General features: G+C 65.4%; 22 protein-coding genes. 9 read left to right on the top strand and 13 right to left on the bottom strand.

The window, feature by feature from the left end:
* Positions 1-6: 6 nt before the first annotated feature.
* The 4 genes from V6B08_RS02185 to V6B08_RS02170 all read right to left on the bottom strand — a co-directional run bounded on the left by V6B08_RS02185 (position 7) and on the right by V6B08_RS02170 (position 3,797).
* Positions 7-732, bottom strand: coding sequence for an ABC transporter ATP-binding protein (locus V6B08_RS02185; protein ID WP_341977648.1), 726 nt, complete (start codon positions 730-732; stop codon positions 7-9).
* Entirely contained in the window at positions 729-1,655 is a 927-nt protein-coding gene (locus V6B08_RS02180; protein ID WP_341977646.1) for a branched-chain amino acid ABC transporter permease, read from the bottom strand. Before V6B08_RS02180 ends, V6B08_RS02185 begins: the two co-directional genes overlap by 4 nt.
* On the bottom strand, positions 1,652-2,524 hold the full coding sequence (locus V6B08_RS02175; protein ID WP_341977644.1) for a branched-chain amino acid ABC transporter permease: 873 nt from the start codon (positions 2,522-2,524) through the stop codon (positions 1,652-1,654). The genes V6B08_RS02180 and V6B08_RS02175 overlap by 4 nt, the downstream gene beginning before the upstream one ends.
* A gap of 67 nt (positions 2,525-2,591) precedes the next feature.
* Entirely contained in the window at positions 2,592-3,797 is a 1,206-nt protein-coding gene (locus V6B08_RS02170; protein ID WP_341977642.1) for an amino acid ABC transporter substrate-binding protein, read from the bottom strand.
* Between the two features lie 267 nt (positions 3,798-4,064).
* Between V6B08_RS02170 and V6B08_RS02165 the strand changes: the two genes are divergently transcribed.
* The 7 genes from V6B08_RS02165 to V6B08_RS02135 all read left to right on the top strand — a co-directional run bounded on the left by V6B08_RS02165 (position 4,065) and on the right by V6B08_RS02135 (position 11,801).
* On the top strand, positions 4,065-5,027 hold the full coding sequence (locus V6B08_RS02165) for a helix-turn-helix domain-containing protein (protein WP_341977640.1): 963 nt from the start codon (positions 4,065-4,067) through the stop codon (positions 5,025-5,027).
* Between the two features lie 234 nt (positions 5,028-5,261).
* Complete coding sequence (locus tag V6B08_RS02160) at positions 5,262-5,882, top strand: LysE family translocator (RefSeq protein ID WP_341977638.1); 621 nt, start codon at positions 5,262-5,264, stop codon at positions 5,880-5,882.
* Positions 5,883-5,942: 60 nt separating this feature from the next.
* Complete coding sequence (locus V6B08_RS02155; RefSeq protein WP_341977636.1) at positions 5,943-6,830, top strand: hypothetical protein; 888 nt, start codon at positions 5,943-5,945, stop codon at positions 6,828-6,830.
* Positions 6,831-6,947: 117 nt separating this feature from the next.
* On the top strand, positions 6,948-8,114 hold the full coding sequence (locus V6B08_RS02150; protein ID WP_341977634.1) for an acetyl-CoA acetyltransferase: 1,167 nt from the start codon (positions 6,948-6,950) through the stop codon (positions 8,112-8,114).
* Positions 8,115-8,121: 7 nt separating this feature from the next.
* Complete coding sequence (locus V6B08_RS02145) at positions 8,122-9,123, top strand: MDR family oxidoreductase (protein ID WP_341977632.1); 1,002 nt, start codon at positions 8,122-8,124, stop codon at positions 9,121-9,123.
* Between the two features lie 175 nt (positions 9,124-9,298).
* Positions 9,299-11,098, top strand: coding sequence for a feruloyl-CoA synthase (locus V6B08_RS02140; protein WP_341977630.1), 1,800 nt, complete (start codon positions 9,299-9,301; stop codon positions 11,096-11,098).
* A gap of 172 nt (positions 11,099-11,270) precedes the next feature.
* Positions 11,271-11,801 (top strand): Spy/CpxP family protein refolding chaperone, encoded by a 531-nt coding sequence (locus V6B08_RS02135; RefSeq protein ID WP_341977628.1) that lies wholly within the window; start codon positions 11,271-11,273, stop codon positions 11,799-11,801.
* A gap of 23 nt (positions 11,802-11,824) precedes the next feature.
* Here the strand turns inward: V6B08_RS02135 and V6B08_RS02130 are convergent, their stop codons facing one another.
* From V6B08_RS02130 to V6B08_RS02120, 3 genes are read right to left on the bottom strand one after another with little or no spacing between them, the layout of a single operon-like run.
* Complete coding sequence (locus V6B08_RS02130) at positions 11,825-12,379, bottom strand: DedA family protein (protein ID WP_341977626.1); 555 nt, start codon at positions 12,377-12,379, stop codon at positions 11,825-11,827.
* 2 nt (positions 12,380-12,381) lie between these two features.
* Positions 12,382-13,170 carry a 3'(2'),5'-bisphosphate nucleotidase CysQ gene (gene cysQ / locus V6B08_RS02125; protein WP_341977624.1) on the bottom strand — a complete coding sequence of 263 codons (789 nt, stop codon included), beginning with the start codon at positions 13,168-13,170 and terminating at the stop codon, positions 12,382-12,384.
* A gap of 3 nt (positions 13,171-13,173) precedes the next feature.
* Positions 13,174-13,401 (bottom strand): DUF3553 domain-containing protein, encoded by a 228-nt coding sequence (locus tag V6B08_RS02120; RefSeq protein ID WP_341977622.1) that lies wholly within the window; start codon positions 13,399-13,401, stop codon positions 13,174-13,176.
* A 76-nt stretch (positions 13,402-13,477) separates the two neighbouring features.
* On the opposite strand from V6B08_RS02120, the gene V6B08_RS02115 reads away from it, so the two are divergent.
* Complete coding sequence (locus V6B08_RS02115; RefSeq protein ID WP_341977619.1) at positions 13,478-14,104, top strand: histidine phosphotransferase family protein; 627 nt, start codon at positions 13,478-13,480, stop codon at positions 14,102-14,104.
* A 1-nt stretch (position 14,105) separates the two neighbouring features.
* Here the strand turns inward: V6B08_RS02115 and V6B08_RS02110 are convergent, their stop codons facing one another.
* On the bottom strand, positions 14,106-15,008 hold the full coding sequence (locus V6B08_RS02110) for a DMT family transporter (protein WP_341977617.1): 903 nt from the start codon (positions 15,006-15,008) through the stop codon (positions 14,106-14,108).
* A 65-nt stretch (positions 15,009-15,073) separates the two neighbouring features.
* Positions 15,074-15,415: an arsenate reductase (glutaredoxin) gene (gene arsC, locus V6B08_RS02105; protein WP_341977615.1), complete on the bottom strand. Its 342-nt coding sequence runs from the start codon at positions 15,413-15,415 to the stop codon at positions 15,074-15,076.
* A 72-nt stretch (positions 15,416-15,487) separates the two neighbouring features.
* Here arsC and V6B08_RS02100 point away from each other — a divergent pair, with 72 nt between their 5' ends.
* A complete protein-coding gene (locus V6B08_RS02100) occupies positions 15,488-16,309 on the top strand; it encodes a ferritin-like domain-containing protein (RefSeq protein WP_341977613.1) in 822 nt (273 codons plus the stop codon).
* A gap of 6 nt (positions 16,310-16,315) precedes the next feature.
* Here the strand turns inward: V6B08_RS02100 and V6B08_RS02095 are convergent, their stop codons facing one another.
* From V6B08_RS02095 to V6B08_RS02080, 4 genes are read right to left on the bottom strand one after another with little or no spacing between them, the layout of a single operon-like run.
* On the bottom strand, positions 16,316-17,104 hold the full coding sequence (locus tag V6B08_RS02095) for an alpha/beta hydrolase (RefSeq protein WP_341977611.1): 789 nt from the start codon (positions 17,102-17,104) through the stop codon (positions 16,316-16,318).
* A 1-nt stretch (position 17,105) separates the two neighbouring features.
* On the bottom strand, positions 17,106-17,585 hold the full coding sequence (locus tag V6B08_RS02090) for an RNA pyrophosphohydrolase (protein ID WP_341977609.1): 480 nt from the start codon (positions 17,583-17,585) through the stop codon (positions 17,106-17,108).
* Positions 17,586-17,605: 20 nt separating this feature from the next.
* Complete coding sequence (locus tag V6B08_RS02085) at positions 17,606-18,958, bottom strand: divergent polysaccharide deacetylase family protein (protein WP_341977607.1); 1,353 nt, start codon at positions 18,956-18,958, stop codon at positions 17,606-17,608.
* Entirely contained in the window at positions 18,955-20,277 is a 1,323-nt protein-coding gene (locus tag V6B08_RS02080) for a S41 family peptidase (protein WP_341977605.1), read from the bottom strand. Before V6B08_RS02080 ends, V6B08_RS02085 begins: the two co-directional genes overlap by 4 nt.

Genomic DNA, 20,277 nt, shown 5'->3' with positions numbered 1-20,277 from the left:
TTGGCCTCAAGCATGGTCGTCACCGAGATAGGCACGCACGACCTCGGGGTCGCTCAGCACCTCGCCGGGCAGGCCGATGGCAATGCGCTTGCCGGCGCTCATCACCAGGCAGCGGTCGCAGAGCGAGCGGATCGCATCCATCACATGCTCCACCAGCAGGATGGCGATGCCTTGCTGGCGCAGGCTCTGTACCAGTTTGATGCCTTCGAGCAATTCGGTGGGATTGAGGCCGGCCAGCCATTCATCCAGCAGCAGCAGGCGCGGCCGCAGCGCCAGGGCGCGGGCCAGTTCCAGCCGCTTCTGGTCGATATAGGTGAGTTCGCCGGGCAGCGCGCCGCCGCGCCCATCCAGGCCGACACGGGCCAGTAGGTCATCGGCTTCGCGGCTGGCCGCACGGCCCCAGCGGCGCTCGGCGCCGAAGGCCAGGCCGGCAATCACATTGTCGCGGCAATCCATCGAGCCGAGCGGACGCACAAGCTGGAAGGTACGGGCCAGCCCAAGCCGGGCGATGCGATGCGCCGGCAGGCCGTGGATGGCGTGCGCGCCGAAGCGGATCGAGCCGCCATCGGGGCTGAGCGCTCCGGAGAGCAGATTCAGCACCGTGGTCTTGCCCGAACCGTTCGGCCCCAGCAGGCCGACGATCTCGCCTTCAGCGACGTTGAACTCGACGCCATCGACAGCCACCAGGCCGCCGAAGCGCCGCGTCAGGCCGGAGACTTGCAGCAGGCTCATTGTTTCGCCTCCCGCTTCACCCGCAGCTTTTCGATCAGCCCGACCACGCCCTGCGGGATGGCATAGACGATGACCATGAAGGCCAGCCCGATCAGGATGGAGAAATGGTTCGGGAACCGCGCCAGCAGGTATTCGAACAGCAGCGTGAGCGGCACCACGCCAAGCAGCGGACCATAGAGCCGGTGCACGCCGCCAAGCAGGGCCATGATCAGCACCTGGAAGGACAGCACGGGATTGAAGGCGATGGCCGGGTCGATATAGGTCCAGCGCGGCGCCATCACCGCGCCGGCCAGCGTCATGAAACTGGCGGAGAAGGCGAACAGCAGCACCTTGGCGCGCGTGGTGTCGATGCCGACATGGCGCGCCACCATCTCGTCGTCGCCGATCACCCGCAGGGCGAGGCCGAGGCGCGAGCGCTGGATCAGGAAGCCGGCGAGGAAGACCAGCACTGCAAGTACCAAGAGCTGCCAGTAGATCTGGGTCTGGCTGATATCGACAAAGACATAGCGGCCAAGCGTGCGCGTCTTGTTGACCTCGAACCAGGTGACGAGCTGGCGGATAAGTTCGGCGAGGCCGAAGGTGAAGATGACGAAATAGACGCCGGAAAGCCGCAAGGTCGAAAGCCCGACCAGCAGGGCCACGGCCACACCGATGCCAAGCGCGATCAGCAGCACCAGCGGCCAGGCCAGCACCTCGCCCAGCACTGCCACGGTATAGGCGCCGATGCCGAAGAAGGCGACAGTGGCGAGCGAGACATAGCGCGTCGGGCCGGAGAACAGCGCCCAGGCGGTGGCCAGCACGGTGTAGTTCAAGATGCCGATGGCGAGTGACAGGCCGTAGCCGCTCAAATATTGCGGCAGCAGGGCGAGGCCGGCGATGGCAATGAGCGCGGCGAGGCCGCCAAGCGCGAGACGCATGGTCATCGCCGCGCTCCGCCGAACAGCCCCTGCGGCCTGAGCAGCAGGATGGCGAGGAACAGCGTGTAGGTGGCGGCCAGCGTCAGGCCGGGATCGATCAGGGTGGCGACCAGGGTTTCGGTGAGGCCGAGGATCAGGCCGGCGACCAGGCAGCCAAGCAGGTTGCCTACCCCGCCCATGATCACCACGATCAGCGCCTTCATGGTGAAGACCACGCCGATATTGGCGTTGAAGGTGAGGAACATCGAGGTCAGCACGCCGCCGGACGCCACCAGGCCGCCGCCGAGTGCGAAGGCCGCCGCCGCCATGGCGCGCACGTCGATGGCGACAAGCTGTGCCGCGTTGGGATCGACGGCGACGGCGCGCAAGGCGGTGCCGGTGCGGGTGCGGGTGAGGCCAAGCCACAGGCCGAGGCCGATCACCAGGGCGAAGCCGAGTGCCAGCAGGCGGTTGGCGGCGATTACGGTGCCGAAGACCTGCACCGGCACGGCGAGGAAGGCATAGGAGAAATAGGCGCCGCCGAAGATCGCCAGCATCACGCCCTGGATCACGAATAGCAGGCCGAAGGTGGCTAGGATGCTATCCACTTCCAGCGCGTCGCGGCTCTTGGCGCGCCGCACCAGCGGGGTGAGCAGGAAGCGATAGATCAGCCAGCTTATCCCGGCGGCGGCGGGTACAACGACAGCCAAGCCGAGCAGTGGATTGACGGCGGCGCCGGTATAGAGCGCCATGGCGGCGAAGGAAGCCGCCACCAGGGTTTCGCCGTAGGAAAGATTCATGATGCGCGCGACGCCGTATTGCAGCGTCAGCCCGAGTGCGACCAGCGCATACATGCCGCCCAGCGTCACGCCGGTGATCAGCGCATCGAAAAGCATGGATAAGGCTACCTACTGAAAGAAAATCCCCGGGGCCACGCCATGGCGCCGCCCCGGGGATTGGGGGTTACTGCCAGGGCGCCTTCGGCAGCTTCACGGCAGCAACGCCCGGCCGCTGCGGCGCGACGCCAGTGAAGAAGCCGTTCTGCCACTGGCCGATGAACCAGTAGGCATCCTTCGGCATGTTATCCACCAGCTTCATCTTGCCCAGCACGGTATCGAACGTGCCGGTCTGCAGTTCCTTGATGATCGCGGCGCGGTCGATCTTGCCAACGCGCTCGATAGACTGTTCCAGCATCTGTAGCGAGGAATAGCCGACCTGGCTGCCCCAGTAATCCGGGTCGCGGCCATGCATCGCCACATGCTTCTTGCGGTATTCCGCCGTGGCGGCATTGTCCGCCGACCAGCCACCGAGCGACAGGATGCCTTCGGTATTGGTGCCGTATTTCTGCGGATAGAGCGGGAAGCCGACACCGACGCCGAGGAACATCACCTTGGGCGCGTAATTGGCGATCTTCGACTGGTCGCTCAGCGCCACGGTATCCGGCGGATAGGAGAAGGCGACGAAGGTATCGGCGCCGGAACGCTGCGCCTCGCCGACCAGCGGCGCCATGTCCTGGGTGCCGATGGGATAGCTCTTGTCGTAGATCAGCTTGAAGCCGGCCTTCTCGAAGCCCTCGCGCGCCGCCTTCGACAGGTCGATGCCGAAACCATCGGCAATCGAGAGCATCGCCACGTTGGCGTTGATCTTGCCTTCGCCGCGCATCTTGGTCAGCAACTCGACCAGGGCATCGACATACTGCTTGCTGGTGCCGAGCAGCCAGAAGCTGTTTGGCCAACGCTTCACCAGTTCCGGCGCGCGGTCGGTCACGGCGGAGAAGGCAAGCTGCGGATAGCCGTATTTGTTGAAGACCGGGCCGACCGCCAGGTTCAGGCCGGTGCCCCAGGGCGGGAACAGCAGGTCGACCTTGTCCTGGGTGATCAGGCGCTCGACCGCGCGCACCGCTTCTTCCGAATTCGAGCGGTCGTCGTATTCGATGACCTCCAGCGGAATGCGCTTGCCGCCTACCAGCAGGCCGCCCTTGTCGTTCACTTCCTTCACCCAGAGCAGGTAATTCGGAATCTGGGTGATGTTGGCGCCGCCGGCATTGGGGCCGGTTTTGGAAATCGCCCAGCCGACCTTGATCTTGTCCTGTGCCAAAGCCGCCTGTGCGGCGAGGCCCAGGGCCACGCTCAATGCCAGCGCGGCCACACCCCTCAACATGGATCGCATGATGTTTCCTCCTTGAAGCCCGTCGGTCGGTTGCGTGCCAACGGTTCTGCCGCGGGTGATGTTAGAGATCGCCAAGCCCGCGTTCTTGCCCGAGAGTGAACAAGCGTTACGCTTGTTCAATTCGTGTGTAGGCGAACTAATCGGGCGCGGACGATACATGCTGCGGCGCAAAATCCGCTGCTTCAGTTTGATCTCCAACTATTATTCGAGAGCCTGCCCTGGTAGGATCGACACAGAAAAGAACCTCGGGAGGAGCCGCCAGCCGCCATGGCCCTGCGCGCCCATAGCATCGCCTTCGAAGCCGGCACCGGCATTGCCGACCGCCTGGAGCTATGGGGCGGCTTCGTGCGCGAGCATATCGGCTGGCTGGAGGCGGATACGTTCGGCGATCCGCAATTCGATGGTCGGCTTGATCTCGGCGAGCACCGCAATCTCAAGATTTGCGGTATCGCCGCCAGCCGTCACCGCGTGGTGCGCACACCGCGCCTGATCCGTCGCGATGATCGCGGCTACGTCAAGATCGTGGCGCAGATCGAGGGCGCGGCGCGGTTCGAGCAGGGCGGCCGCCAGGTGGTGATCACGCCCGGCGAATGGGGCATCTACGACACCACGCAGACCTATGTGGTATCGAATTCAGACCGCATCCTGCAGGCGGCGATCCTGCTGCCGCGCGATGAACTTACCCGGCTCGGCCTCGAGGTCGAGCGTGTCGCGGTGCGTCGTTTCGATCGTTCCAGCCCAGCCGGTCGCATGGTCTATGACCTGCTGGTGCAAGCCTATGCCGGCCTGCGCCAGGGGACGAAGGCGCCGGGCGCGGATTACGGCGAGCGGCTGGCCGATGGCGTCGCCCGCATGGCGCATGTGCTGGAGGGGGATGCCGAGGAGGGCAGCCGGCTGAAGCAGCGGGTGCTGCAATTCGTGGCGGAAAACCTGCGCGATCCCGGTTTGTCCATCGAGGCCATCGCGGCGGATTTCGGCTATTCCAAACGCTATCTGCACAAGCTGTTCGAGAATGAGCCGACCACGCTCAGCGAACTGATCTGGCAGCGCCGGCTGGAGCATGTGCGCGGTGCGCTGGGCGATGCCGGCCTGCGCCACCGCACCATCACCGATATCGCCTTCGACTGGGGCTTCAACAGCTCGTCGCATTTCAGCCGGCTGTTTCACCAGCGGTTCGGTCTGTCACCGCGCAAATTCCGCGCCCTCGCCCATGAAGGCGGCCGGCTTTAGGCGGTGTGCGGCTGCTAACAGCTATCCTTGTCATACCGGCGAAAGCCGGTATCCCATTTTCAACTGAATGGGACCCTCTGTAAGCGCGCAAACGCTGAAGGCGTTTGTGGGCGCACGGGCCCGAAGGGCTTTCGCGAGGGTGACGCCGATGGTTACGTGGCCGGGAAACGGCTTGTTTTCCTGCCGAGGTCGTCGCTTTAATACGAGGCGAATCGATTCTGAAGGATTGCCGCGATGAGCTTTGAACTTTGGCTGGCCTTTGCCGCCGCCTCCACCGTGATGCTGCTGATTCCAGGCCCAACCGTGCTGCTGGTGGTCTCTTACGCCCTGGGCCAGGGCTGGCGTGCGGCTTTGCCGATGGCGGCCGGCGTGGCGCTCGGCGATTTCACAGCGATGACGCTTTCGATGCTCGGCCTTGGCGCCCTGCTGGCGGCCTCGGCGACGGTGTTCACCATCCTGAAATGGGTCGGTGCCGCCTACCTGATCTATCTCGGTATCAAGCTGTGGCGGGCCGGCGATGCCCTGCAGGCAGAGCCGCGCCGCGATGCCGCCTCGGCGGTGAAGATGCTGGGCCATGCCTGGCTGGTGACGGCGCTGAACCCCAAGAGCATCACCTTCTTCGTTGCCTTCCTGCCGCAATTCCTCGATCCGGCGGCGGATTTCTGGCTGCAGATGCTGGTTTTCGAGGCCACCTTCCTGGTGCTGGCCACCGCCAATGCCGCCGGCTATGCCCTGGTGGCGGGCAAGGCCCGCCAGGCGGTGGGCAATCCGCGCGTGATCCGCGCCGTCAACCGCACCGGCGGCGCCCTGCTGGTCGGGGCCGGCGTGGTCACGGCGGCCTCGCGCACGCCTTAAAGCCAGGACCCAGCGGGGTTCCAGCTTGCCGTGATGGGCGGCTTGGGCGAGTCTGGCGCCATGCGCCGAATCGTCCTTGCCCTGTTTTTGCTGCTTTTAGCCGCGCCGCTGCATGCCCAGTCTGCCGCCGAACTGCGCGGCTCCTGGCCGGCTTTTGATACCCGCATGGCCAAGCCAGACCCGCTTCCCTATCCCACCGGGGTGGACCTGGGCTTCGTCGCCGGCCTGCCGCTGGCGCTGACCCGGCCAGCCACGATCCAGCGCGCCGACCTGCCGGCGCAGCGCCTGATGGGCTGGCCGAGCCTGGTGGCGACGGTAGAAAATAGCGGAAAACCGCTGACCATTCGTCTCGTCGGCGTGGCTGCCAAGGCGCGGCCCGGCGATACCGTGGCGGCCAACCAGGCCATCGGCCTGGTGGCGGACGGCGCACAGCTCTGGCCCGGCGTCGCCAACCACATCACCCTGGAAGTCTATCTCGATGGCCGGCGGGTCGATCCGCGCCCCTGGGTCGCCCGGCTGCTGCCGCAAGGCGTGACGGTGCAGCCGGTGCCGCCGGCCCAGGCCAATGTGCTGTGGCCGCAATGGGCCTTGCGCGCCGAGGCCTTCCGCCTGGCGCAGCAGAAGGATGGCCGCACCGCGCTGGCCCGCCTGCGCGCCGCCATGCGGCTACCGGCCTGGAAGGCGAGCAACCTGGATCTGGCCGAGGATATCGGCCTGGCCGCCCGGGGCCTCGACGACAAGCCGGCGGAAGCGGCGGCGCTCAAGCGCGCGCTCGACCTGGCACGGGCGGAAATCCCCTATGCCCAGGGCCAGGTGCCGGTGGCCCTGCTGGGGCCGGTTTCCGCCGCCCGCAGCCCGGCCAGCCTGTTTGCCCTGACCAAGCGGCTGGAACAGCGCCTGGCCCAGCTAGGGCCGGTCGGCGGGGCATCGGAAAGCGACGACGAGTAATTTCCTAACAATCGTTTGAATTTCCACTCAGGGTCTGTTGACTTCCCCTCTCCGGGCGCTCACTTTTTGCCTCAACCAGACAGCGTTATCGGAAAAATCTACGGAGAGGAGTTCGCCATGACCGCCTGCATCGTCGGCTGGAGCCATACCAAGTTCGGCAAGCTGGATGACAAGACCCAGGAAGACCTCATCGTCGAGGTCGCGACCCAGGCGATCAAGGATGCCGGCATCGAGCCGAAGGATGTCGATGCGATCTATCTCGGTACCTTCAACGGCGGCCTGGTGGACCAGGATTTCCCGGCCTCCCTGGTGCTGCAGGCCGATCCCGGCCTGCGCTTCAAGCCGGCCACAAGGCTTGAGAATGCCTGCGCCACCGGCACCGCCGCGGTGTTCCAGGGCCTGCAGGCGATTGCCGCGCGCAAGGCGCGCTTCGTGCTCTGCGTCGGCGTGGAGAAGATGACCTCGGCGCCGAATGATGTCGTCGGCAACATCCTGCTCAAGGCCAGCTACCGCAAGGAAGAGAGCTTCGGCCAGGGCGGTTTCGCTGCTGTGTTCGACAGCATCCAGAGCAAGTATTTCCAGAAATACGGCGACCAGTCGGATGCCACCGCGATGATCGCGGCGAAAAACCACAAGAACGGCTCGGTCAATCCGCTGGCGCATATGCAGCGCGATTTCGGCTATGACTTCTGCCGCAATGTTTCCGACAAGAACCCCTATGTCGTCGGCGGCCTGAAGCGCACCGACTGCTCGATGGTGTCCGATGGTGCCGCCGCCCTGATACTCACCGATGTGCAGACCGCGCTGGGCATGCAGAAGGCCATTGCCTTCCGCGCCGCCAAGCATGTGCAGGATTTCCTGCCCATGTCGAAGCGCGACGTGATCGCCTTCGAGGGTCCGGCCAAGGCCTGGGCCGATGCGCTGGCCGAAGCCGGCCTCAATGTGTGGGATCTTTCCTTCGCCGAGAGCCATGACTGCTTCACCATCGCCGAGCTGATCGAATACGAAGCCATGGGCCTCACCGCCCCGGGCCAGGGCGCCAAGGCGATCATGGAAGGCTGGACCCAGAAGGACGGCAAGCTGCCGATCAACCCTTCGGGCGGCCTCAAGGCCAAGGGCCATCCGATCGGCGCCACCGGCGTGTCGATGCATGTGATGGCGGCGATGCAGCTTTCCGGTACCGCTGGCGCGCTGCAGGTAAAGGATGCCAAGATCGGCGGCGTATTCAACATGGGCGGCGTCGCCGTCGCCAATTACGTCTCGATCCTCGAACCGATCCGCTGAGGTACCCATGCCGGAAAGCTTCCGTGCCGTCCTGATAGAGGAAGTCGATGGCAAGCCGAAGGCGGGCTTCAAGCAATTGACGCTCGCCGATCTGCCCCAGCATGACGTGCTGGTGGAGGTGGCCTATTCGACGGTGAACTACAAGGATGGCCTGGCGCTGACCGGTGGCCGCATCGCGCGCAAGCTGCCGCTGGTGGCCGGCATCGATCTCGCCGGCACGGTGGTGGAATCGCAAAGCCCGGACTGGAAGCCGGGCGACCGCGTGCTGGTCAACGGCTATGGCCTCTCGGAAACCCAGTCTGGCGGCTATACGCGTTTCCAGCGGCTGAAATCCGAGTGGCTGGTGCAGGTGCCGGACAATTTCTCGCTGTCGCAAGCTATGGCGGTGGGCACGGCGGGCTATACCGCGATGCTCTGCGTCATGGCGCTGGAAGATGCTGGCTTGGTGAAGGATACGCGGCCCGAGGCTTTGCCGGTGCTGGTGACGGGCGCGGCCGGCGGCGTCGGTTCGGTGGCCATCGCGCTGCTGGCTTCGCGCGGCTTCAAGGTGGTGGCCGCCACCGGCCGGCCGGATACCCATGATTATCTGCGCTCGCTCGGTGCCAGCGATTTCATCGACCGCGCCGAACTCGCCGCCAAGGGCCCGCCGATGGCCAAGGAACGCTGGGCCGCCGTGATCGACAGCGTCGGCGGCCAGACGCTCGCCACCGCCATCAGCCAGACTCAGTATGGCGGCTGGGTCGCCGCTTGCGGCATGGCCGGCGGCAACGATGTGCCGTCCAGCGTCTTTCCGTTCATCCTGCGCAATGTCAGCCTGCTCGGCATCGACAGCGTGATGGCGCCGGCCCATCGCCGCCGCCGCGCCTGGTGGCAGCTCGCCAAGGGCCTGCCGCTGGACAAGCTGGATGCCATGACCGAGATCAGGCCGCTATCCAGCATTTTCGAGCTGGCGCCGCAGATTCTCGCCGGCAAGATCCGCGGCCGCACGGTTATCGACGTCAACGCCTGACCCCTTAAAAACCGTCATGCCCTGCGTAGGCAGGGCATCCACGCGTTTGTTTTCAGCAAATATCCACTCGTGGATGGCCCGCCTGAAGCGGGCCATGACAGCAGACGCCGCTTTTCCCTTTACCAATATTGTAATGCTATACTACAATTCATAAAAATACCGGGAGGGAACCACGATGGGCAGCAAACCGCCCTTCTTGCCGCTTGCACTGGCTGAGCCACGCATCCGCCGCATCGCGCATCCGGATGGCGGCTTTGTGCTGGAAAGCGCCGAGCCGCTGGCGGCCTATCCCGATCATCTCGGCCTCGATCTCGAACGCCAGGCCAGGCAGCAGCCTGATGCGACCTTTCTCGCCGAGCGCAATCCGCAAGGCGGCTGGCGGCGGCTGAGCTACGCGGAAGCCTGGAACAATGCGCGGCGCATTGCCGCCAGTCTGCTCCAGCGCGGCTTTGGCCAGGATACACCGGTGCTGATTCTCTCCGGCAACAGCATCGACCATGCGCAGATGATGCTGGGCGCTTGGCTGGCAGGTGCGCCGGTGGCGCCGGTCAGCGTTGCCTATTCGCTGATGAGCCAGGATCACGCCAAGGTGCATCACATCTTCGGCCTGGTGAAGCCGAAACTGGTTTTCGCCGAGAAGGGCGCGATGTTCGCCGCCGTGCTGAAGGGCTTGGGCCTGCAGGGCGTGGAAGTGGTGTGCAGCGCGGCGCCGCCGGAAGGCATTGCCGCCACGCCGTTCTCGGCCTTGTTGCAGGCTGAGCCCGATGCAGCCGCCGAAGCGCGCTTCAAGGCGATCCGGCCCGACTGGGTGGCGAAGTATCTTTTCACGTCTGGTTCCACCGGCTTGCCCAAGGGCGTCATCAACACGCATCGCATGCTGTCGTCGAACCAGCAATCCATCGCGCAGATCTGGCCGTTCCTGCATGACACACCGCCGCATCTGCTGGATTGGCTGCCGTGGAACCACACCTTCGGCGGCAACCACAATTTCAATCTGGTGCTGCGCCAGGGCGGCAGCCTGCATATCGACGACGGCAAGCCGGCGCCGGGCCTGATCGACAAAACGGTAACGAATCTCGGCGACGTCTCGCCAACGATATATTTCAACGTGCCGGCCGGCTACGCCATGCTGATTCCCTTTCTGGAACAGGATGAGGCATTGTGCCGCCGCTTTTTCGCCAACCTGAAACTGATTTTCTATGCCGGCGCCGCGCTGCCGCCCGATCTCTGGGCCAGGCTCGAAGCATTGAGTGTGCGCACATTGGGCCAGCGTGTGGTGATGACGTCGAGCTGGGGCTCGACCGAAACCGCGCCGCTGGCCACCGCCGCACATTTCCTGATCGAGCGCGCCGGTGTCATCGGTGTGCCGATTCCGGGCACGCGGATCAAATTCGTGCCGTCGGGGGCTAAGCATGAGATGCGTGTCGCCGGACCCAACGTGACGCCGGGCTATCTTGGCGATGTGGCGCAGCAGGCGGCGGCCTTCGATACGGAAGGCTATTACCGCATTGGCGATGCCGGCCGGCTGGCTGATGACGATGATCCCAATGGCGGCATCGTGTTCGATGGCCGCACGGCGGAGGATTTCAAGCTGATGACCGGCACCTGGGTACATGTCGGCGGCCTGCGCGTCGGTGCGCTCGCGGCCTGCTCGCCGCTGCTGCAGGATGCGGTGGTCACCGGCCATGACCGTGGCTTTGTCGGCCTGTTGGCCTGGCCTACGCCCGCCGCCAAGGCGATGCCGTTGGCTGAGTTGCGCCAGGCGATTGCCGCCAAGCTCGCGGCTCATAACGGCGCGGGTTCGTCCATGCGCATCCGCCGTGTGTTGCTGCTGGATGATCCCGCCTCCATCGATGCCAACGAGATTACCGACAAGGGCTATATCAACCAGCGCGCGGTTCTCGAACGCCGCCATGCCCTGGTGGAACGGCTCTACGCGGAACCGCAGCACGCCGATGTGATCGCCGTCGAATGACGGAAGCGTGACGGTCGTCACCGTGACGCCTTAATTGGCGGCGCAAGATGTTTCCCTGCCCAGCGTGGGGCGTATAACGCCCGACCCCGGACATTCCTCCGGCACGTGATTCGCGTGCGTGGCCGCAACGATTCGTTGCTGGCCCGCCGATACCGAGTAGGGAGACCTCAAGATGATGCGCAAAACCCTGGCCCTGCTGGCCGCGGGCGCGGTATTCGCCGCCGGTGCCGCCATCGCCACCATCATTCAGCCGAAGCCGCCGGCCACAATTGTCGCGACAGAAACCGCCACAGCCCATGCGCCCAGGATAGCGCCGGAGCCGCCGCATCCCAGCATCACCAAGGTGCTGGACCGCGCCGACGACCTGCATTTGAGCGATTTCCAGCGCCAGCAATTGCGTGCGCTGTCCGCTCGCGTGCAGGCGGAAGCGCAGGCTTTGCGGCAGGAGATTGCCAATCTGGAAGCGCGGCTGGAGCGCGGCTTCACCGAGAACCATATCGACCCGGTGCGTATTGATGGTCTCACCACCCGTATTGGCCAGCTTGAGGGCCGGCTGCGGGCCACGCGGTTGATGGCGCGGCTGGATACCCGTGCGCTGTTGCTGCCCGAACAGCTTGCCCAGCTCGGCAGCCTGCACCGCAACGACGGCGACATGCCGCAGGCTTCGATGCTTGAGGCCGATCCGCTGTTTGACGAGCGTTAAGAAAATCGAGCCACGCTTGCTGCCTAATTGCGCTTGGTAAATGTGCGGAACAGGAACCAGGCAAGCAGCAAAGCGACGAGGCCGCCGAGGATCTTGAGCTGCATATCCTGCAGATCACCCAGGAAATGCTCGACAGCCTGGCCGAAGCTGTAGCCGGCAAGGCCGAAGCTGGTGGCCCAGATCGCCGCCGCCAGCAGGTTCAGCAGCACGAATTTCCGTGCCGGAATCGCGCTCAGGCCGATGGCGACGGGTGCCACGTTGCGGATGCCGTAGACGAAGCGGAAGCCGAGGATGAACAGCGTCGGATAGCGTTCCAGCCAGCGCGTCGCCGGCGCCAGCTTCTCAGCCAGCTTGGGCCGGGCCTCGACATAGGGCCGGCCGCGCCAGCGCGCCAGCGCGAACCATACCTGGTCGCCGGCCGCGGAGCCGAGGAAGGCGGCGAGGATCGCCAGATCGAGACGCAGCAGGCCCTGATGCGCGGCGAAGCCGGCCAGGATCAGGATCGTCTCGCCTTCGATGAAGGTGCCAAGCAGAATCGCGGCATAGCCGAAATCATGGATCAGCGTGGCCGCATCCATGCTCAATCGAGCCCGCGCGCCAGATAGCCGGGATTGCGGAAATCCGGCTTGCCATAGGTGAGTGTGCGGCCCTGCCAGTCGCGCACGCTGCCGCCGGCCGCCGCCAGCACCGCCTGGCCCGCCGCCGTATCCCATTCGCTGATGCGGGCGAAACGCGGATAGAGATCGGCCACACCTTCAGCGATGCGGCAGAATTTCAGCGACGATCCGGCTTCCAGCCGGGCGCGGATCGGCTGACGGCTGAGCCAATCCTCCATCTCCGGATCGGGATGGCTGCGGCTCAGCATCACATCGGCGCCATCGGCCGGCTGCTTGCGGGCGCGGATTGCGCTGCCCGTCATGTCGGCTGGGCCGTGGAAACGCAGCGCGCCTTGCGGCGTACCGAGATAGGCGATGCCATCCACCGGCGTCAGCACAATGCCAAGCGTCGGCAGGCGGTGTTCGATCAGCGCGATGTTGACGGTGAATTCGCCGTTGCGCTTGATGAATTCGCGGGTGCCGTCCAGCGGATCGACCAGCCAGAAAGGGTCATCGCCCACCGCCGGAATCTCGCCGCGCGCCGCACATTCCTCGGCCACCACCGGCAGGCCGGGGGTGAGGTGGGCCAGACCTTTCAGGATCACCGCCTCGGCGGCCTCGTCGGCATCGGTTACCGGGCTGGCATCATCCTTGGCGCGGGCCTCAAACGGGGTGGCATAGACCGCCATGATGGCGCGCGCTGCATCCTCCGCCAGCCGGCGCAATCCCAGCGCCAGTGCCGCATCACCGCCCAGCACCATACTCGGGGCCATTGCCTAGTCCTTCGGCTGGCGCAGCAGCGACAGCGCCACTTCGTTGATATTCACCATCTGCTTGCCGGCATGCTCGAAATTCACCGTCACGCGCGGGCCCACCGCCGACTGCACCTGGCCCGGGCCCCAATCCGGAGCCGCCGGATTCTCCACCCAGTCACCCGGCGCGAAGGGCGAAGGCGCAACGCTGCCGGAAGCATGTGACGGATTGTGGGAGAAGGGGGCGGGCATCGGGCGCTCCCGATTGATCAGAACCGGCAATCATTCTAAAGAGATTCCAGCCGCAATGCCACGATCCGGAGACGCCATGGCCGCCGCCCGCAGCGATATCGACCTTGTCGCCCTGATCTGTTCCAAGCTCTGCCACGACCTTGCCGGCAGTATCGGCGCGGTGAGCAATGGCGCGGAATTGCTTGCCGAGGAAACCGATGCGGCGATGCGCGAGGAGGCGATCCGCCTGATCGCCCAGAGTGCCGGCGATGCCGCCAAGCGGCTGGCTTTTTTCCGTCTGGCGCTGGGTGCCTCCGGCGGCATGTCAGAGCCGATGGCGATGGCCGATGTCAGCCGCGTCACGGCGGAGTATTTCAATGGCGGCCGGGTGCGGCTGCTGCCACTGGTCGGGCTGCCCAACAGCCTGCCCAAGCCGCTGGCCAAGGCGCTGATGCTGGGCTTGGCGGTGATGGCGATGGCATTGCCGCGCGGCGGTGCGCTGCGGCTGGAAATGCAGAACGGCGAATGGCGGGTGCAGGCCGAAGGCAGCCCGAGCAAGCTGCCCGACGATGTGGCGATGAGCCTGCTTGGCGATGGCGCGGTGGAGGAACCGGCCGGCGCGCTGGCCCGCCATGCCGCCGATCTCGCCGCCACCGCCGGCTATGCGCTCGGCCTTGAAGCCGGCGCCGAGGGCGCGGCGCTGCGTTTCTTCGCGAAAGCCTGAATCAGCGAGAAGGTTTCAGCACCGCCGCCAGTGCGGCGCTGATCAGGCCGAGGGCCGCGAATTCCGGCCAGCCCGGCTGCTCGCCCAGCATCGCCATGCTGGAAAACACGCCGACCACCGGAATCATCAGGGTGGAGAGCCCGCTCACCTGCGCCGGCAGCACCTGCACCAGACGGTTCCAGGCCCAGTAGCAGAACACGAAGCAGATCACCGCGTTGTAGAGCGCGGCACCCCAGGCCACGGCGCTGTAGCTGTGCCAGCGATCCATTTCCAGCAGCGGCGCCATCACCACGATGGGCAGGCCACCGAGGATCATCTGCCAGCCGACGAAGGGGACGCTGGGCATTGGCACGGCGTAACGCTTGATCAGTACCGTGCCAAAGGCCCAGCTCATCGCAGCGGCCAGCACCAGCAGGACGCCGAGTGGCGAGGCTGCCATGGCCTGCCATTCGCCACCAACCAGCACCGCCAGGCCGCTGAGCCCGAGGCCGAGGCCGGCCAGTTTCCAGCCGGTCAGGCGCTCCTGCAGCATCAGGGCCGACATCATCACTAGCCATAGCGGCATGGTGAAAGCCAGGATGGTGGTGCGCCCGGCCGGCAGCATGGACAGGCCATACAGCACCAGAAGGTTCCAGAAGGTGATGTTGAACAGCGAGATCAGGGTCAGCTTGATCAGGTAGCCGGGCGGAATACCGAGCGGCATACGCCAGGCGGCAGCAATCGCGAACAGCCCCAGCGCGCCCCCGCCAAGGCAGAAGGCGCGGAAGGTGAAAACCGGCATTTCCAGCAGCGCCAGCTTCATGATCGGCCAGTTCACGCCCCAGAACAGGGTGAGCAGGGCCAGCAGCAGCAGCGAAAAAGCAGACAGGGTCGGCCGCAACGGCGCGGCGGCAGTATCGGTCATTCTGAAAAAAATCCTGGCGAGCGGCGTTTCGTCTTTTCTAGTTGGCCGCCAGCCTAATCCCAAACTCACAGGATGGCGAGTACCGCCTCGGGCGGGCGGCCCAAAGCTGCCTTGGCGCCATGCACGAAAAGCGGCCGCTCGATCGCTTCCGGATGCTTGGCCAACGCATTCAGCAGCGCGGCATCGCTCAACGCCTCGGGGTCGATGCCGGCTTCCCTGGCTTCCTTGGTGCGCAGGATGCTGCGTGCCGGGCGGCCCAGTTTCTTCACGATGCCCGCCAGTTCGCTGGCCGAGGGCGGGGTCTTGAGATACTCGATTACCTGGGGCTTTACACCCTGGCCGTGCAAGAGCGCCAGGGCCTGGCGTGACTTGGAACAACGCGGATTATGGTAGAATTGCGACGGCATGGCTGCCTGCCCCCGAAAAATCGCCGGATCAGAAAGATTGCATTTTCATGACCTCGGTTTAAATAGCAAGCCATGACGCGCCATTGGACGCTTGATGACATACCCTGGCACAGCTTCGACCCCAGCAAGGTCGATGCCGATCTGCTGCGCGCGGTGAAGGCCGCGACGCTGGTGGAACATAATGCCGAGGATTATGTCACCTATCTCTGCAACGTCTTTGCCGATGACCCGGCCTTCCAGGCGGCGGCGCGGCAATGGGGTGTGGAGGAGGAACAGCATGGCCGCGCGCTCGCGCGCTGGTGCCAGCTTGCCGATCCCAGCTTCGATCCGGCCCAAGCCATGGCCGACTTCCAGGCGCATTACCGCCTGCCGCTGGACGCGACAGATTCGGTGCGCGGCAGCCGCAATGGCGAGCTGGTGGCACGCTGCGTGGTGGAATGCGGCACATCGAGTTTCTACAGCGCCATCCGCGATGCCACCGACGAGCCGGTGTTGAAGATGGTGGCGGCCAAGATCGCCGGCGACGAGTTCCGCCATTACAAGCTGTTCCTCGATCACCTGCAACGCTACCAGGCCAGCGCACCGATGAGCCGGCTGGCGCGGCTGCGCATTGCGCTCGGCCGCATCAACGAAACCTCGGATGATGAACTCGCCATGGCCTATTGGTGCGGCAATGGACGCCAGACGGTCTATGACCGTGGCCGCGAAAGCGCTGCCTATGCCCTGCGCGCCACCGGCCTCTATCGTTTCGGCCATGTCCAGCGCGGCCTCGGCATGGCGCTGAAGGCCTGCGATTTCCAGCCTCAAGGCTGGTTCAGCCGGCTTTTCGCGCAAGTCGGCTGGCGCCTGCTGCAATGGCGCCGCCGGCAACTGGCGACCCAGGCAACGGCCTGATTGGCGCTAATGCTCCGGCGGTAAGTCGGCCAGCCAGTCGGCGCAAAGCTGGAACAACTCCTCCTCCCGCGGCTCGCCGAACAGAAAGTGGCTCATCTCCGGCATCTCGCGGAACACCGCGCGGCCGGGATAATGCGAGGCCACGGCGCGGCAGGAAGCCGCCGGCGTCACCTTGTCGTCGCTGCCAGCCAGCACCAGCAGCGGGCAGCGCACGCGGTGGAAGCTGACGCGGCTGGCGGCATGCCAGTCCAGCCACCACAGCAATGATTCAAAGATCGCGCGACCGGATTCCGGCACCAGGCGCGCCAGCGTGTCGCGTTGCAGCGCGGGCGGCAGCTTGTCGAGCGAGAACTGCTCCGCCATGGCCGGATCCGGCGGCAGCGGCTTCTGCCAGATCGAACCGCCCTGCCACAGCAGATGCAGCGCGCCGCCGACTTCCTCCAGACTGCGCGGCATGATGCCCCAGGGTGCCACCGGCGCCAGCAGGATGGCACCGCGGCAGAGATCGCGGGCTGCCAATTGCTGCGCCAGCAGGCCGCCGAGCGAATGGCCGATCAGCACCGGCTTGGACGGCAGGCGGGCGATTTCCGCTTCCATGGCGGCGCGGTAATCGGCCAGGCCAAGCCGCGCCAGGTCGCTATCGGGCCGCTGGCCGGCCTGTTCCGGGCCATGCAGCGGCAGGTCCGGCGCATGGGTGCGCCAGCCGCGATGGCTGAGGAAACTGCGGAAACGCTCGAACACCCAGCCGCCGACAAAGGCGCCGTGCAGCAGCAGGATTTCGCCGCGATGCGCCATGTCAGGTTTTCACGTAGCCGCGGAATTCGGCCACGATGGTTTCGTAGATCGGCCGCTTGAACGGCACGATCAGGTCCGGCAAATCGGAGAAGCGGGCCCATTTCCAGGCATCGAATTCAGGATGCGCGGTGGCGATGTTGATCACGTCCTCCTCGCCGATCAGGCGGCAGAGATACCATTTCTGTTTCTGGCCGCGATATTTTCCCTTCCAAACCTTATCGGCGATGTCGGGCGGCAGGTCATAACTCAGCCAGTCGCGGCTTTCGGCGATGATGGCGGTGCGCGCCGGCGGCACGCCGATCTCTTCCTCCAGTTCGCGCAGGGCGGTCTGGCGCGGATCCTCGCCAGGATCAATGCCGCCCTGCGGCATCTGCCAGGCTTCGGCGGTCTGGTCGATGCGGCGGCCGACGAACACCATGTCGGCCTCGTTCAGCAACGCGACACCGACGCCAAGACGGTAGGGGCGGGCTTCATCGGACATGGCTGCGAACTCCAGCGCTATTATTCAGGGGTTTGACGATTCACCACGGCAGAAACCGGCGCCAGGGCATAGCTCTTGCCGGCCAGGGTCTTGCTCCAGGCCAGCAGGCGGTCGAGCGTGACCGGATAGGGCTGCGCGAAGCCGACGGCAACACCGGTGCCGCGCGCCAGGCGCTCCAGTTCCTCAAGCCGCGATTCGATCACCGGCCCGGTCGGCTGCTGGTCGATCTGGCGGTTCGAGATGGCGAACACGCCGCCGGCATCGCGCATGGCGCGGGCGGCCACCGAACGCGGCGCGGTGCGCGCATCGACAAACATCAGGCCGCGCGTCTTCAATGTCTCGGCGACGATGCGCATATGCTCAGGGCTGGAGGTGTATTTCGCGCCCATGAAATTGGTGAAGCCGATATAGCCCGGCACGCGGGTCAGCGACCAATCCAGCCGGCGCAGATTCTCCGGCTCGGTCAGCGACGTGAGCAACGTATACGGCCCTGGATCGCTGGAGGGATACTCGAACGGCTCCATCGGCAATTGCAGCAGCACTTCGTGGCCCTGGCGCCGCGCATACTCGATCTGCACCGCGAGATTCGGCGCATAGGGATTGAAGGCGAAGGTGATGGCCGGTGGCAGCAGGTCAGCCGCCTTGGTGGTCAGGGTTTCGCTCAAACCCACATTGGCCAGCACGATGGCGATGCGCGGGCGGTCGGCGGGTTCGTTATAGGGCCGGGCATAGGCACGCCAGGGCTGGCGGCCATCGCTGCCGATTTTCGGCATAGGGCCGACATTGGTGTTGTCCACCAGGGCCGGATCGGGCGCCACCAGCAGGCCGCTCGGCAGGTAGTTCGCCGTATCCATCTGCTTCGGCTTCTGCTCGCCAGCTTTCTGGTCGGGTGCAAGCTTGGCCTCCGGCGGCAGGGTGAGGCGTGCCACGCCGATCACCACTTCCGAGCCGGGCAATTGCACCAGGCTCTGGTTGATGACGGAGAGCCAGCCAATCAGGGTGATGAAGCCGCCGAGGAACAGCGCCCAGCTCAGCACCAGCAGGCGGCGGCTGACGGTGCGGGCATCGCCACGCAGGAAGCCCGGCCACAGCACCAGGCCGATGATGTGGAGCACGCGCAGCAGCTTATGCTTGAAGCCTTCGCGCGGCGGCGGCGCCATCATCGGCGCCTCTGCCATCATCTCCATGTCGCCATGGGCCATGCCGTCTTCACCAGGCGGTTGCGACACCGCCATGGTGATATCCAGCTCGTCTTCGTGTTGCTTTGGCTTCTTGCGCAGCCTGGCGAAAGGCGCCAGCAACCGGCCCATCAGGCCGGCTTTCTTCGGCTCCGCCGGCAGGGCGCGATCGTCGGGATCGGCCTGAAGCGTCACTTCTTCGCGGTCGGTTTCGGCGGGCTGCGCAGCAGCTCGAGCGCCGATTGCAGCACCACGTCAGGACCATCGCCCGGCTTGGCGCTGGTATTCGGCGCCGGGGCTGGTGTTGACGTCGGAGTCTCGCCCGGCTTCGCTGCCGGCTCCTCGTCGGCCTCGCGCTGGCCGTTCAGCTCGCGCCGCGCCTTCAGCGCCGCCGCGATCTGGCGGTCGCGGTCGCTCCACACTTCCACATCGGGCGTGATGCCGGTCTTGTCGATGGAGCGGCCCGACGGCGTGAAGTAGCCCGCCGTGGTCAGCTTCATGCCGCCGAATTCGCCGAGCGGAATCATGGTCTGCACCAGGCCCTTGCCGAACGTGGTGTTGCCCACCAGCACGGCGCGGCGATGATCCTGCAGCGCGCCGGCAACAATTTCCGATGCCGATGCCGAGCCGCCATTGATCAGCACGGCAATCGGCTTGCCATCGGTGACGTCGCCGCGCTTGGCGTTGAAGCGCTGGCCTTCATCGGCATTCGAGCGCAGCGAGCGCGTCGAAACGATCTCGCCCTGGTTCAGGAAGGCATCGGCCACCGAGATCGCCTGATCCAGCAGGCCGCCCGGATTGTCGCGCAGGTCGATCACATAGCCCTTCAGCTCCGGCCCGATCTCGACCTTAAGCTTCTCGATCGCGGCGCTCATGTCCTGCGTGGTGTGCTCGTTGAACGACGAGACGCGCAGATAGGCGATATCGCCCTCGCGGCGGCTGCGCACCACGCGGGTCTTGATCACCGCGCGCACCACTGGCACGTCCATCGGCTTGGTGGTGGCATCGGTGCCGCGCCGGATGGTCAGCACGATCTTGCTGTTCGGCGCACCGCGCATCTTCTCGATGGCTTCCTGCAGGGTCTTGCCCAGCACCGGGTCGCCGTCGAGATGGGTGATCATGTCGCCCGGCAGCAGGCCGGCACGCTGTGCCGGCGTGTCGTCGATCGGCGACACCACTTTCACCAGGCCATTCTCCATGGTGACTTCGAGGCCGAGGCCGCCGAATTCGCCACGGGTCTGCACCCGCGCTTCCTGGAAGCTGCGCGGCGGCATGTAGATGGAGTAGGGATCGAGCGAGGAGAGCATGCCGTTGATGGCGGTCTCCATCAGCTGCTCGTCCTTGGTTTCCTTGTAGTAGTCGTTGCGCACGCGCTCGAAAATCTCACCGAAGAGATTGAGCTGCTTGTAGGTGTCGCTGTTCTGCAGCGCGCCCACCTTGTTCGGGGCCGCGAACAGTCCCACCGAGCCCATCAGGGCAAAGGCGCAGACGCCACCCAGGAGGAAATTGCGCAT

Origin of the sequence: Ferrovibrio sp. MS7, from assembly GCF_038404985.1 — a bacterium.
Classification (GTDB): Bacteria; Pseudomonadota; Alphaproteobacteria; order Ferrovibrionales; family Ferrovibrionaceae; genus Ferrovibrio; species Ferrovibrio plantarum.
Note: the sequence above shows the minus strand (reverse complement) of the source record. Positions and strands in the feature narration are given on the sequence as shown.

Excerpts from the sequence above, each read along its gene's own strand:
- V6B08_RS02185 (WP_341977648.1), bottom strand. The coding sequence starts at position 732 with ATGAGCCTGCTGCAAGTCTCCGGCCTGACGCGGCGCTTCGGCGGCCTG.
- V6B08_RS02180 (WP_341977646.1), bottom strand. The coding sequence starts at position 1,655 with ATGACCATGCGTCTCGCGCTTGGCGGCCTCGCCGCGCTCATTGCCATC.
- V6B08_RS02175 (WP_341977644.1), bottom strand. The coding sequence starts at position 2,524 with ATGCTTTTCGATGCGCTGATCACCGGCGTGACGCTGGGCGGCATGTAT.
- V6B08_RS02170 (WP_341977642.1), bottom strand. The coding sequence starts at position 3,797 with ATGCGATCCATGTTGAGGGGTGTGGCCGCGCTGGCATTGAGCGTGGCC.
- V6B08_RS02165 (WP_341977640.1), top strand. The coding sequence starts at position 4,065 with ATGGCCCTGCGCGCCCATAGCATCGCCTTCGAAGCCGGCACCGGCATT.
- V6B08_RS02160 (WP_341977638.1), top strand. The coding sequence starts at position 5,262 with ATGAGCTTTGAACTTTGGCTGGCCTTTGCCGCCGCCTCCACCGTGATG.
- V6B08_RS02155 (WP_341977636.1), top strand. The coding sequence starts at position 5,943 with ATGCGCCGAATCGTCCTTGCCCTGTTTTTGCTGCTTTTAGCCGCGCCG.
- V6B08_RS02150 (WP_341977634.1), top strand. The coding sequence starts at position 6,948 with ATGACCGCCTGCATCGTCGGCTGGAGCCATACCAAGTTCGGCAAGCTG.
- V6B08_RS02145 (WP_341977632.1), top strand. The coding sequence starts at position 8,122 with ATGCCGGAAAGCTTCCGTGCCGTCCTGATAGAGGAAGTCGATGGCAAG.
- V6B08_RS02140 (WP_341977630.1), top strand. The coding sequence starts at position 9,299 with ATGGGCAGCAAACCGCCCTTCTTGCCGCTTGCACTGGCTGAGCCACGC.
- V6B08_RS02135 (WP_341977628.1), top strand. The coding sequence starts at position 11,271 with ATGATGCGCAAAACCCTGGCCCTGCTGGCCGCGGGCGCGGTATTCGCC.
- V6B08_RS02130 (WP_341977626.1), bottom strand. The coding sequence starts at position 12,379 with ATGGATGCGGCCACGCTGATCCATGATTTCGGCTATGCCGCGATTCTG.
- cysQ (WP_341977624.1), bottom strand. The coding sequence starts at position 13,170 with ATGGCCCCGAGTATGGTGCTGGGCGGTGATGCGGCACTGGCGCTGGGA.
- V6B08_RS02120 (WP_341977622.1), bottom strand. The coding sequence starts at position 13,401 with ATGCCCGCCCCCTTCTCCCACAATCCGTCACATGCTTCCGGCAGCGTT.
- V6B08_RS02115 (WP_341977619.1), top strand. The coding sequence starts at position 13,478 with ATGGCCGCCGCCCGCAGCGATATCGACCTTGTCGCCCTGATCTGTTCC.
- V6B08_RS02110 (WP_341977617.1), bottom strand. The coding sequence starts at position 15,008 with ATGACCGATACTGCCGCCGCGCCGTTGCGGCCGACCCTGTCTGCTTTT.
- arsC (WP_341977615.1), bottom strand. The coding sequence starts at position 15,415 with ATGCCGTCGCAATTCTACCATAATCCGCGTTGTTCCAAGTCACGCCAG.
- V6B08_RS02100 (WP_341977613.1), top strand. The coding sequence starts at position 15,488 with ATGACGCGCCATTGGACGCTTGATGACATACCCTGGCACAGCTTCGAC.
- V6B08_RS02095 (WP_341977611.1), bottom strand. The coding sequence starts at position 17,104 with ATGGCGCATCGCGGCGAAATCCTGCTGCTGCACGGCGCCTTTGTCGGC.
- V6B08_RS02090 (WP_341977609.1), bottom strand. The coding sequence starts at position 17,585 with ATGTCCGATGAAGCCCGCCCCTACCGTCTTGGCGTCGGTGTCGCGTTG.
- V6B08_RS02080 (WP_341977605.1), bottom strand. The coding sequence starts at position 20,277 with ATGCGCAATTTCCTCCTGGGTGGCGTCTGCGCCTTTGCCCTGATGGGC.